The organism is Burkholderia sp. Ac-20379, from assembly GCF_017104645.1.
GTDB lineage: Bacteria > Pseudomonadota > Gammaproteobacteria > Burkholderiales > Burkholderiaceae > Burkholderia.
On record NZ_JAAGPF010000048.1, the window covers coordinates 22590 to 34930 of the forward strand.

Sequence of the window (12341 nt, forward strand, 5' to 3'; positions counted from 1 at the left end):
TGGCCCGGGCCCGCCAAGCCATTCGATTGTTCGAACGCGGCACGCCGCCCGGCGCGCCGCGCATGCCGCCCTTAGTTCAGTTCGAAAATACCGTCGAGCTCGACCGCCACGCCGCGCGGCAGCGAATTGCAGCCCACCGCGGCGCGCGTGTGCCGGCCGGCATCGCCCAGCACGGCGATCACGAGATCGGACGCGCCGTTGATCACCTTCGGATGCTCGGTGAATTCCGGCGCGGCGTTGACGAAGCCGCCGAGCCGCACGCAGCCCGCCACCTTCGACCAATCGCCGCCGACCGCCGCATCGACCTGCGCCAGCACGTTGACGGCGCAGATCCGCGCGGCCTCCTGCCCCTGTTCGAGCGTCAGGTCCTGCCCGACCTTGCCGGTAAACCGGTCGACGCCGCCGACCACCGGCACCTGGCCCGACACGTAGAGCAGGTTGCCCACCCGCTTGGCGGGCAGGAAGTTGGCGCCGGGCTTGACGGCCGTCTCCGGCGCCTCGATGCCCAGCTTGCCCAGGCGGGCTTTCAGCGATTCACTCATGTTGTCCACTCCAGGTTCATTTCAGGGGGCGCACGTGCGGCCCGCATCGCTCGATCGACACCCTCACCGTTTCTTCCGGCGGGCGCTGCCACCAATCGAGCTCGGAGAAGATCTCCAGTTCGAATGGTCCGGTGTACTGGATATCGTCCAGCAGCCGCTTGATGGCCGGGATGTCGATCACGCCGTCGCCCACCATGCCGCGGTCGCGCAGGTTGCGGGTGGGCACGAGCCAGTCGCAGTAGTGAAACGTGATGATGCGATCCGGGCCGGCGCGGCGAAGCTCCGCCTCGAAGTCCGGATCCCACCAGCAGTGATAGACGTCGGGCACGAGGCCGGCCCCTTCGCCGAGCGCGTCGCACAGATCGTTCGCCACCCTGATCGAATTCAGCACGCTGCGATCGCCGGCGTACATCGGGTGCAGCGGCTCGAGGCCGAGCTTCACGCCGGTTTGCCGCGCATGCGGCAGCAGCTCGAACAGCGCGTCGCGCACGCGGGCGCGCTGGCCCGCGATGTCCTTGCTGTCGGGCGGCATGCCGCCCACCACCATCATCAGGCAGGCTGCGCCGATCTCGGCCGCCGCGTCGAGCAGCCGGCGGTTGGTGTCGATGGCGTCGCGCATGCTGCCGGCCACGGCCGCGTTGAACCATTCGCTGGTGCACAGCGACGGCACCCACATGCCGAGGTCGCGAATATGCTTGGCCGTCTTCGCCACCCCGTAGTCTTCGAGGAAATGGCGCCACACGGCGATACCGTCGACGCCCTGGCGCTTGTAGCCCTCCAGGGCCTCGGGCATCGACCAGGCCGGCGTCGTGATCTGGTTGATCGCGAATCGGGAGAGATCGAATTCCACGTCGGGCTCCTCAGGCCGCCGCGCCGCGAGCGGCCGCCGACTTCGCCACGTCGATGGCCTCGCCGTCGAACACCACGCCGTGGAAGCGCTGCGCGTACTCGCGCGTGATCTTGCCGTTGGCCAGATCGGCCGCGATCCGATCCAGCGAACGCGCCGCCGGATCGCCGTAGCCGCCGCCGCCCGCCTGCTCGTGGCGGATGATCGCGCCGCGCGTCAGGGTGCGCGTGAACTTGCTCGGCAGCGGCGCGAGGCCGTCGTCGGAGCGCAGGTAGTTGGCCGAGCACGCGCCGGACTGGCCGCCGAACAGGCCGTACGGCGCATGCGCCGCGCGGTCCGAGCGGATCTGCGCCACCACCTCGTCGGCCTCGATGCGGTATTCGCGCACCAGGCCCAGGCCGCCGCGATGCTCGCCCGCGCCGCCCGAATCGGCTGCGAAGCCGTACGCTTCCATCACGATCGGATAGCGCGCCTCGAGCGTCTCGATCGGCATGTTCGACATGTTCTGCGACGGGTTGGTCACGCCTTCCACGCCGTCCTTGTTGTAGCGCGCGCCCCAGGCGCCGTTGATCATGTCGACCAGGATGAACGGCTCGCTTGCGCCCTTCGCGTAACCGCTCAGCGCGATCACGGTGTTGCCGCCCTCGCCGGCCGCCATCACCTTGGTGGGCGCGATCTGCGCCAGCGCGCCGAGCACGCAGTCCACCGTGCGGTAGCCGGTCAGCGCGCGCGCCGCCACCGGGGCCGGCATGCGCGGGTTCAGGATCGAGCCTTCCGGCGCGGTGATCTCGATGCAGCGGTACACGCCCGCGTTGTTCGGCACGTCGGCGTCGAGCGCGCAGCGCACGCTCAGGTAGGTGGCCGATTTGACGAACGACAGCGTGGAGTTGATCGCGCCGCGCACCTGCGGCGACGAGCCGGCGAAATCCACGCTGACCTTGTCGCCCGCCACCGTGATCGCGCAGCGGATCGGAATCGCGTCGTCGGAGAAGCCGTCGTTGTCGATGTAGTCGGTGAACGTGTAGGTGCCGTCCGGCCAGGCCGAGATCGCCTTGCGCGTGAGGCGCTCGCCGTAGTCGAGCAGTTCGTCGAAGTAGTCGCGCAGCTCGCTTTCGCCGTAGCGCTTGATCAGGCGCTGCAGTTCGCGTTCGCCGATGTTGCAGGTCGCGAGCTGGGCGTCGAGGTCGCCGAGCACCAGATCGGGCAGCCGCACGTTCTTGCGGATGATGTTGATCAGCGTCTCGTTCGGCTCGCCGCGCGTGTACAGCTTGGTCGGCGGAATCCGGATGCCTTCCTGGAAGATCTCCGTCGAATCGGCCGCGTTCGAGCCCGGCACGCGCCCGCCCATGTCGCAATGGTGGGCGATCACCACCGCGAAGCCCTGCAGGCGGGCATCGTGGAAGATCGGCTTGAACATGAAGATGTCCGGCAGGTGCATCCCGCCTTCGTACGGATCGTTCAGGATGATCACGTCGCCCGGCTCGAGCTTGCCGGCGTACTTCTTCGTGATGACGTCCACGGCGTCGGGCACCGCGCCCAGATGCAGCGCGACGGTCTTGGCCTGGGCCAGGATGCGGCCGTCGGCGTCGCACATCGTCACCGAGTAATCGAGCACGTCGCGGATGATCGGCGAGCGCGCGGTGCGCATCACGGCGAAGGCCATGTCGTCGACGATCGTGTCGAGTGCGTTCTTGACGACCGCGAAGGTAATCGGGTCAACGTTGCGTTGGTTCATGAGGACTCCAGTGAATTCAAACGATTGAGGCGATCACGCTGCCGATCTTGTCCGTGGCGACGCGCCAGCCCGGCGGGATCACGATCGTCGTGTCGGAGCTTTCGAGGATCACGGGGCCGTCGATCGGCTGGTCGAGCGCGGCGCGCGGCACGATCGGCGTGTCGACCCAGCCCGTCTGGCGCGAGAAATACACGTTGCGCCGGCTACGCTCAGCGGTGGCGCCCGCGGCGCGCGCGCTGCGGATGTCGTTGAAATCGAGCGTGCTGGTGGCCACGCCGCGCGCCAGCAGGCGCACGTTGGCGCATTCGATCGCGTCGTCCGACGCGTAGCCGTAGATCGCGGTGTAAGCGTCGCGGAAGGCCTGGCGCAGCGTGTCGCGCGCATGGGCGTCGAGCGTGTCGGGCAGGCGCACCGGAATTTCGTAATCCTGACCCTTGAAGCGCATGTCGAGATCGAACACGTACTGGATGCGGTCCGCCGTATAGCCTTCCTCGGCCAGCGCCTTGCGCGCGTCCTCGCGCATGCCGGCCACCACCGTGCCGAGCGCCTCGATGTCGAGCGCGTCGAGCAGGCTCAGCGACGGCTTCACGAAATAGCGCTCCACCGCCCCGGCCAGCATGCCCATCGCCGTGAACACGCCCGGCGCGGCCGGGAACACCACGCGCTTCATGTCGAGCGCGCGCGCCAGATCGCAGGCGTGCACCGGGCCGGAGCCGCCGAACGCCACCAGCGTGAAGTCGCGCGGATCCACGCCGCGCTCCACCGTCACGGCCTTGATGGTGCGCGCCATGTTGACGTTGACCACCTCGCGAATCCCCACCGCCGCTTCCTCGACGCCGATGCCGAGCGGCGTGGCCAGCAGCGTGTCCACCGCCTCGCGCGCCGCCTTGATGTTCAGCTCCATCGTGCCGCCCGCGAGCTTCTGCGGCAGGAAGCCGAGAATCGCGTTCGCGTCGGTCACGGTCGGCTTCTCGCCGCCGATGCCGTAGCACACCGGCCCCGGGAACGCGCCGGCCGACACCGGGCCGACGTTGAGCAGGCCGCCCGCGTCGATCCAGGCGATCGAGCCCGCGCCGCTGCCCACTTCGGCCACGTCGATGGTCGGCACGCGCATCATGTAGCCGCCCGCCTTGATGAAACGGCTCGGCGTGGAGATGCCCGCGCGGAATTCGTATTCGTTGGTGCGCGCAAGCTGCCCTTCGTGGATCAGCGAGGCCGAGGCGGTCGTGCCACCCATGTCGAACACCACCAGTTCCTGCTCGCTGCACGCTTCGCCGAGCCGGCCCGCGCCCACCACGCCGGCCGAGCGGCCCGACGAGATGAAGAACACCGGCGTGTCCTGCGCGATGCGCGCGCTCGACAGGCCGCCGTTCGAATTGCTGACCAAGAGCGGCGCGCTGACGCCGATCCGCTTGAGGCCCGATTCGAGGCGTTGCAGATAGGTGCGCAGCGCCGGCAGCACGTACGCGTTGACCACCGTGGTGGAGGTGCGCTCGTATTCGCGCAGTTCCGGCAGCACCTGGATCGACGCGGTCACGCTGATCTCGGGGAATGCCTGCTGGAACGCATCGAGCGCGGCCTGTTCGTTCGCTCCGTTCTTGTACGAGTTGATGAAGCAGATGGCGACGGACTCCACGCCTTCCTGCTGGAAGAAACGGCCCGCTTCGAGCACCTGATCGACGGGCGTCGCGCGCAGCACGTCGCCCGAGGCCAGCACGCGCTCGTCGATCTCGACGCGGTAGCGGCGCTCGACCAGCGGCACCGGCTTGTCCCACGACAGATCGAACATCGTCGGCGTGCGCACGCGGCCGATTTCGAGCACGTCGCGGAAGCCCTTGGTGGTGATCAGGCCGCACTTCGCACCGACCTTCTGCAGCATCGTGTTCGAGCCGACCGTCGTGCCGTGCAGCACCTCGACCACGTCCGACGTCTTCATGCCGGCCTGTTCGAGAATCCGCTGCACGCCCGTCAGCACCGCTTCCTCCGGCGCCGCCGGCGTCGAGGAAACCTTCGTGAATGTCACGTAGCCCTTGTCGTCGAGCAGCACAAGGTCCGTGAAAGTACCGCCGATGTCGACTCCAATTCTCGCGCTTGCCATATCGATTCCCGATCGTTCTCGAGCCGTCCCGCTGAAGTTGCGTGGCAACTGGCTCGGGTTACCCAATTGAAGATGTCGCCGGCTCCGGGCGGGCGACACAGCCGCCCGCCCCGCCCGGAACCCAATGGAATTGATGATTGGCGACAATGATTCGAGGCAAGGCTGGAACCGCTTTTCACTCGAATCCGCTACAGCGCCGCATCAACTTCCATGGCGCTCATTGTCGATCAAATGCCGACAAAGTCAACGTGGAAAAATAATGATTCGAGGCAGGTCAGTAACAAAACCCTTTGTTTAAAAGGACTTAGCGCATGAATTCGGGTAAACACCGCCCGTCATTCGGCGCGCTTTCCGGCTTGACGATCGGGTTCTGGAGTGCAAATATTTGTCGACACTAGATCGACTGTCGACCTAATGTCGATCAAAAAGAGGCGTTGCGCCTCGCCCACCCAGGAACCGACCATGCCCGTTATTCATGTCCAGATGCTCGCCGGCCGCAGCCAAGCGCAGAAATCCGAACTGGCCGAGGTGCTGACGCGCGAAACCTCGCGCATCGCCCGCTGCCCCGAAGCCGATATCCAGATCGTGTTCGACGAGGTGCCGCGCGCGAGCTGGGCCGTGGGCGGCCGGCTCGTGGAAGGCCACGCCGCGGCGCCGCAAGGCGCGGCCTGAGCCCGCGATGACCCCATGCACGCGCCGCGTGGCGCGTGCGCCGGGCAGCGCGCCCGGCCTATTCGCTCAGTGATCCGAATCGTCCGGCCGCAGCCGGCGGCCACCCGCCGCGCGGCGGCCTACCGCGGCTTGCGGCCGACGCCGGCCGCCGAGTAGTTCACGGGGATCCGCGCGGTCAGGTTGCGATCGAGGAACTGCATGAAGCGCCCCTTGAACTGCACCGCGTGATGATGCGCGCACGCTTCGGCGCGATCGGCGTCGCCGGCCTCGATCGCCAGCACCATCTCGGTGTGATCGCTGGCCATCTCCTTGGCGCTGATGTTCGGATCGAGCCGCTCGAACTGGAAATGCAGATGCAGCATGCGCCGCCCTTCCTCCATCAGCCGCCGGTACAGGTCGGCGAAATACACGTTGCGCCCCGCACGGGCGATCGCCATGTGGAATTCGTAGTTCTGCTCGATGATGCCGAGGCTCTCGCCCGACTTGATGCCGGCCGCGGCCACCTTCTCGTAGGCGCGCTGCGCCGCGTGTATCGCGGCCAGGTCGGCGGCCGTGCGATGCTGCGCGGCGAGCCGCGTGGTCACGCGCTGCAACAGGTCGAGCGCGTCGAGGAATTCCGGCACGCGGCCGAAATCCATCGGCATCACCACGTTGCCGCGATTCGGCAGGATCGTCACGAGCCCTTCGGCCGACAGCCGTACCAGCGCCTCGCGCACCGGCGAGCGCGACACGTCGAAACGCTCGGCCAGCCCCTGCTCGTCGAGATGCGTGCCCGGTGCGAGCCGCATCGTCAGGATGTCGTTGCGCAAGCTCACGTACAAACGTGCGGAGCCGGTTTCCTTGCCGGCCGGGACAGGCCCGGTCAGTGCTTTTTCCATGTCGCCCTTCCCTGGTCACCGGTGCATCGCGGGGCCCGGTGCATGACTCATTGTCGATCTAATGCCGACAATTCTAGCGCGTTTCCCGTGCGTCACGGGCATCGTCTGCGCGATCCCGATGCGCGCGTCCGCCCGTCTTGCGCCGCCGGCCGCGCAGCGGCGCAAGCCGGGCGATTGGCTACAATGGTCGGCGCCGCCGCGCTGGGCGGCGCCGCTGCTTTCAGGTTTCCCGAATGTCTGCATTGCTGAAAATCCCGAAGATCACCCGCCAGTCGATGAGCGCCCAGGCCGTCGACGTGCTGCGCGCATCCATCGTGCGCGGCGACCTGCCGGCCGGCGCGCGCATCACCGAAATCCAGCTCGCCGAGGACATGGCGCTGTCGCGCGCCACCGTGCGTGCGGCGCTGCATCAACTGGCCAAGGAAGGGCTGACGAAGCTGGTGCCCTACACCGGCTGGGCCGTGATCACGCTGACGCCCAAGGATGTCTGGGAGTTGTACACGCTGCGTTCGAGCCTGGAGCGGCTGGCGGCCCAACTGGTGGCCGCGGCGATCGACGCGCGCAAGCGCAAGACGCTGCTCGCACGCTTCGCGGCGCTCGAGAAAGCCTGCACGGGCGGCAACGAACGCGTCGTCGCGGAAGCCGATTTCGCGTTCCACAAGGCGATCATCGAGCTGGCCGGGCATGGGCGGCTCGCGAGCCAATACGAAGACATCGAACGGCAGATCCGCCTGTACATCCGCTCGAGCGACGCGCTCGCGGCCGACGGCGGCGAGATCGCCGGCCAGCACCGGCCGATCGTGGAAGCGCTGCTGGCGGGCGACGCCGGCGAAGCCGGGCGTTTGTCCGAGGCGCACAACATGAGCGAGGGCGAGAAGCTCGGCGCGTATCTGGCGAGCCTCGATTCGCCCGAAATCGGCGAGAATCCGGTAGGGCCGGACGGCCGGCTGAAGAACCTCAAGGCGCGCCGCAGCAAGTTCGACTGACGCGCGCCGCCGGCCGTTCGTCATCCCGACCATTTCCCGACATAGCCACGGAGACACCATGCCAGTCCGACGCCGGGCCGTCCTGTCGCTGCCGCTCGTCGGCGCGCTGGCACTGGCCTGGGGCCTCGCCCCCGCGTACGCCGCACCGCCTGCCGGCGCCGCCATCGTGAAGATCGGCGTGGCCGCGCCGCTGACCGGCTTCTCCGCCTCGAACGGCAAGGACGTCGCGAACGCCGCGCGCCTGGCGTTCGAGGAGGCCAACGCGGCCGGGCTCGCGATCGGCGGCCGGCCGGTGCGCTTCGAGGTGGACAGCCAGGACGACGCCGCCGATCCGAAAACCGCCGTGCTGGTTGCGCAGCGCTTCGCGGACGAAGGCGTCAGCGGCGTGATCGGCCACTACAACTCGAGCTGCTCGATCGCCGCCTCGGCCGTCTACCAGCGCGCCGGGATTCCGCAGATCTCGCCCACCTCCAGCTCGCCGCTGCTGACCGCGCGCGGCTTCGACACCACGTTCCGCACCATCAGCAACGACCGCCAGATGGCGGCGCTGGCCGCGCATTACTCGGTCGCGACGCTCGGCGCGAAGCGCATCGCGGTGATCGACGACAGCACCGACTACGGCACCCACCTTGCCAACGCCTACGCGAAATCGGCCGCGCAGGCCGGCGCGGAGATCGTCTCGCGCGAGTACGCCAGCCCCACCGCGATCGATTTCCGCGCGCTGCTCACCACCGTCAAGGGCCTCTCGCCCGACCTGATCCTCTACGTCGGCCAGGATCTCCAGGCGGCCAGCCTCGCCAAGCAGATCCACCAGCTCGGCATCAAGGCGGCCCTGATGGGCGAAGGCGGCTTCACCAACGCGCATTTCCTCGCGCTCGCCGGCGCCGGCGCGAAGGACATGTACAGTTGGGAATACGGCCTGCCGCGCGAGCGCATGCCGCAGGCGGCCGAACTCGACGCGAAGCTCAAGGCCCGCTTCGGCGCCGGCATCGTGCAGTTCGCGCCGCTCGCCTACGACGCGGCCTGGGCGATGATCCGCGCCATGCAGGCCGCCGATTCCACCGCGCCGCAGCGCTATCTGCCGGCGCTGCGGGCGCTCTCGTTCGAGGGCGTGACCGGCACCGTGTCGTTCACCGCGCAAGGCGATCGCAAGCTCGCGTTCGCCACGCTCTATCGGGAACAGGCCGGCGAATGGGCCGTGCAAGCCGTGGAGCGCACCGGGCGAGCGGAGCCGGCACCCTCGCGCTGATCGCCGCGCCCGCTCATATCGATCACACAATTCCTTGGTTGTCCGAAGCCCGCCGCGTATCTAGTCTCTGGGTCTCCTGACCTTCGAGCGCGTTCGCGACGGCGCTGCGCATCCGCGTGCGGATCGCCTGCCCGGCCGGCCGGAACGGCCCCGAATGTCATCGCATGCCACGCACTCATCGACGACCAGGGCCACCATGACACGATCCCCCCGGCAGTTCTCGCTCGGCGCCTTCCTGATGCAGACCGGCCACCATATCGCCGGCTGGCGCCATCCCGACGCGCAGGCCGATGCGGGCAGCAATTTCCGCCACTACGTCGAGCTGGCGCGGCTCGCCGAAGCCGCCAAGTTCGACGCCGTGTTCCTCGCCGATTCGTCCGGCGTGCGCAGCACGCATCTGCCTTCGCTGGCGCGCACCGCGCGCACCGATTTCTTCGAGCCGGTCACGCTGCTGTCGGCGCTGGCCGCCGTCACCGAGCGCATCGGCCTGATCGCCACGGTGTCCACCTCGTTTCACGAGCCGTACAACGTGGCGCGCCGCTTCGCCACGCTCGACCAGATTTCGGGCGGACGCGCGGGCTGGAACTTGGTGACCTCGACCGGCGCCTCCGAAGCGCAGAACTTCAACCGCGACGCGCTGCCCGATCACGCCGAGCGCTACGAGCGCGCGGCCGAATTCCACGACGTGGTGCTGGGCCTGTGGGATTCGTGGGAAGAGACGAGCTTCGTGCGCGACAAGGAAAGCGGCATCTATCTCGACACCGACAAGCTCCATGTGCTGAACCATCGCGGCAAGCATTTTCAGGTGCGCGGCCCGCTCAACGTGAACCGCTCGCCGCAGGGGCGGCCGGTGATCGTGCAGGCCGGCGCATCGGAGGACGGCCGCGCGCTGGCCGCCCGCACCGCCGAGGTGATCTTCGTCGCGCACCAGACGTTCGACGAGGCCCGGGCGTTCTATGCCGACATCAAAGGCCGCTTGCCCGCCTACGGGCGCCACCCCGACGACGTGAAGATCATGCCGGGCATCTTCCCGGTGGTGGGCCGCACGCAGGCCGAGGCCGAGGAGAAGTTCGAGGCGCTGCAAGCGCGCGTGGATCCGGTGGTGGGCCTGGCGCTGCTGTCCACCGTGATCGGCGGCGTGGACCTGTCGGGGCACGACATCGACGGCCCGATTCCCGAGCTGCCCGAAACCAACGGCCCGAAGAGCCGCCAGCATCTGCTGCTCGATCTGGCGCGGCGCGACAAGCTGACGATCCGTCAGCTCTACCTGCGCATCGCGGGCGCGCGCGGCCACCAGCAGGTGGTGGGCACGCCGGCCAGCATCGCCGATCAGCTTCAGCAATGGTTCGAGGAAGGCGGCGCGGACGGCTTCAACATCATGGCGCCGTGGTTCCCGGGCGGCCTCGCCGAGTTCATCGAACTGGTGCTGCCCGAACTGCGCCGCCGCGGGCTGTTCCGCAGCGAATACACGGGGCGCACGCTGCGCGAGCATCTGGGGCTCAAGCGGCCCGAGCATCGCGCCGCGGTGCACACCGCCGACGCGGCCTGATATCGCGAGCGGGCGGCGCGTTCAAGCGCGCCGCCTAATCCAACCAATCCAATCAATCCAGCCCGAGGTGCGAGCGCAGCGTCGCGCCCGCATACGCCTCGCGAAACACCCCGCGCCGCCGCAACAACGGCACCACCTCGTCGACGAACGCCTGCAGGCTGGCCGGATAGACGTCGAAGTTCAGATTGAAGCCGTCGGCCGCCCCGCCCTCGAACCACGCGACGATGTCGTCCGCGATTTGTTCCGGGGTGCCAACCAGTTGCCGATGGCCGCCGGGGTTGCGGGCGATCGCGTCGCGCGGCGTCCAGCGCTTCGCCAGCGCCTCGCGCAGCAGGTTTTCGGCGAAGCCGCGCGTCTGCGGGCGGTTCCAGCCGGCCAGCATCTCCGTCAGCACGTCGGCCGCAATCGGCGCGTCGAGCGGCAGCCGCTCGGGCGCGACGCCGAACAGATTCGCCAGCTTGACACGCTCGGCCTCGATGTCGAGCCGGCCGTCGAGATCGCGCTTGCGCCGCCAGGCGTCCTCCTCGGTCGCGCCGATCACGGTCAGCAGCCCCGGCAGCACGCGCAGCCGCGACGGATCGCGGCCCGCGCGCGCGGCACGCTCGTGGATGTCGCGGCGAAACGCGCACGCGCCGTCGAACGTGCGCTGCACGGTGAACAACGCATCGGCGAAGCGCGCGCCGAGCGCGCGGCTCGCATCGGAATCGCCGGCCTGGAACCGCACCGGCTCGCCCTGCGGCGTGCGCGGCACGTTCAGCGGGCCGCGCACCGAGAACGCCGGGCCGGCGTGATCGATGCGATGCACGCGCGCCATGTCCAGATAGCGGCCGGTTTCGGCGTCGGCCACGATCGCCTCCGCATCCCAGCTTCGCCACAGCTTTTCGACCACCTCGACGAACTCTTCCGCGCGCGCATAGCGGTCGGCATGCGCGGGCAACGCTTCCAGCCCGTAGTTGCCGGCCACGCCCGCGTGATGCGTCGTGACGATATTCCACGCCGCGCGCCCGCCGCTGACGTGATCGAGCGACGCGAACCGGCGTGCGATGGTGTAGGGATGCTCGAACGTGGTCGAGGCCGTGGCGACCAGGCCGATGCGCTGCGTCTCGCGCGCGATCGCGGCGAGCGCCACCACCGGGTCGAACGCGTTCCACGGGCGCTCGGGCGCGCTCGGATCGAGGCTCGCCTGATCGGCGAAGAAGATCGCGTCGAACGTGCCGAGCTCGGCGAGCTGGGCGATTTCTATCAGGTGGGCGATATCGTCGGCACGCGGCGGCGGCGACTGCGTGCGCCAGCCGGCCGTGTGCCGGCCGCCGGGAATCACGTTGGCGTTCAGATGCAACTGACGGGGCCGGGGTCGAGGGTGGTTCATCGCGAATCGTGAATCGACATCAATCGGTTGACGGAACGGCGCCGCCGCGAGGGCGGCGCCAACGTTCATGCGGCGGCGGAATCGGGCTGCGCCGCGGGCTCGATCGCGGGCTGCGCGGCCGGCTTTTCTGGCGGCGCGGTGCCGATGCCGCCCTTGGCCGTCGGCAACGTGCCGTTGACGGCGAAATCGCCCACCAGCCGGTTGTGATAGATCCGTGGGTTGTGCGAAGCAATCGTGCGCGCATTGCGCCAGTGACGGTCGAGCCCGTGGCTGCGCTTGGCCGCCGACGAGCCGAGCGCATCGAACAGCTCGGTGGTCGCGCCCAGCACGAGGCTGGTGATCGCCATCACCGACTGGCCGATCTCGATGTCGGCCAGCGCGTGCGCGTCGAGGCGCGGCGGCGCTCCGTCCGCGGC

Annotated in this window: 10 protein-coding genes and 1 pseudogene; 4 read left to right on the forward strand and 7 right to left on the reverse strand. The window is 68.7% G+C overall.

The window, feature by feature from the left end; translation table 11 throughout:
• Positions 1 to 71: 71 nt before the first annotated feature.
• From G3N92_RS09455 to G3N92_RS09470, 4 genes are read right to left on the reverse strand one after another with little or no spacing between them, the layout of a single operon-like run.
• The gene (locus tag G3N92_RS09455) at positions 72 to 542 is read right to left on the reverse strand and encodes a RidA family protein (protein ID WP_206127199.1); all 471 of its coding nucleotides are present in this window, start codon (positions 540 to 542) and stop codon (positions 72 to 74) included.
• A gap of 16 nt (positions 543 to 558) precedes the next feature.
• Positions 559 to 1392, reverse strand: a complete 834-nt coding sequence (locus G3N92_RS09460) for a sugar phosphate isomerase/epimerase family protein (protein ID WP_206127200.1) — start codon at positions 1390 to 1392, stop codon at positions 559 to 561.
• A gap of 10 nt (positions 1393 to 1402) precedes the next feature.
• On the reverse strand, positions 1403 to 3124 hold the full coding sequence (locus tag G3N92_RS09465; protein ID WP_206127201.1) for a hydantoinase B/oxoprolinase family protein: 1722 nt from the start codon (positions 3122 to 3124) through the stop codon (positions 1403 to 1405).
• A 16-nt stretch (positions 3125 to 3140) separates the two neighbouring features.
• Complete coding sequence (locus G3N92_RS09470) at positions 3141 to 5222, reverse strand: hydantoinase/oxoprolinase family protein (RefSeq protein ID WP_206127202.1); 2082 nt, start codon at positions 5220 to 5222, stop codon at positions 3141 to 3143.
• 462 nt (positions 5223 to 5684) lie between these two features.
• Between G3N92_RS09470 and G3N92_RS09475 the strand changes: the two genes are divergently transcribed.
• Entirely contained in the window at positions 5685 to 5894 is a 210-nt protein-coding gene (locus tag G3N92_RS09475) for a tautomerase family protein (protein ID WP_206127203.1), read from the forward strand.
• Between the two features lie 119 nt (positions 5895 to 6013).
• On the opposite strand, the gene G3N92_RS09480 is transcribed toward G3N92_RS09475, so the two are convergent.
• Entirely contained in the window at positions 6014 to 6772 is a 759-nt protein-coding gene (locus G3N92_RS09480; RefSeq protein WP_206127204.1) for a GntR family transcriptional regulator, read from the reverse strand.
• 233 nt (positions 6773 to 7005) lie between these two features.
• Here G3N92_RS09480 and G3N92_RS09485 point away from each other — a divergent pair, with 233 nt between their 5' ends.
• From G3N92_RS09485 to G3N92_RS09495, 3 genes are all read left to right on the forward strand, one after another.
• The gene (locus G3N92_RS09485; protein WP_206127205.1) at positions 7006 to 7758 is read left to right on the forward strand and encodes a GntR family transcriptional regulator; all 753 of its coding nucleotides are present in this window, start codon (positions 7006 to 7008) and stop codon (positions 7756 to 7758) included.
• A gap of 58 nt (positions 7759 to 7816) precedes the next feature.
• Entirely contained in the window at positions 7817 to 9007 is a 1191-nt protein-coding gene (locus tag G3N92_RS09490; protein ID WP_206127206.1) for a branched-chain amino acid ABC transporter substrate-binding protein, read from the forward strand.
• Positions 9008 to 9203: 196 nt separating this feature from the next.
• A complete protein-coding gene (locus tag G3N92_RS09495) occupies positions 9204 to 10556 on the forward strand; it encodes an LLM class flavin-dependent oxidoreductase (protein ID WP_206127207.1) in 1353 nt (450 codons plus the stop codon).
• A 52-nt stretch (positions 10557 to 10608) separates the two neighbouring features.
• Here the strand turns inward: G3N92_RS09495 and G3N92_RS09500 are convergent, their stop codons facing one another.
• Together G3N92_RS09500 and G3N92_RS09505 are read right to left on the reverse strand one after the other, a co-directional pair.
• A complete protein-coding gene (locus G3N92_RS09500; RefSeq protein WP_241014685.1) occupies positions 10609 to 11925 on the reverse strand; it encodes an NtaA/DmoA family FMN-dependent monooxygenase in 1317 nt (438 codons plus the stop codon).
• Between the two features lie 65 nt (positions 11926 to 11990).
• A pseudogene (locus G3N92_RS09505) lies at positions 11991 to 12341 on the reverse strand (monooxygenase); the annotation flags it as partial.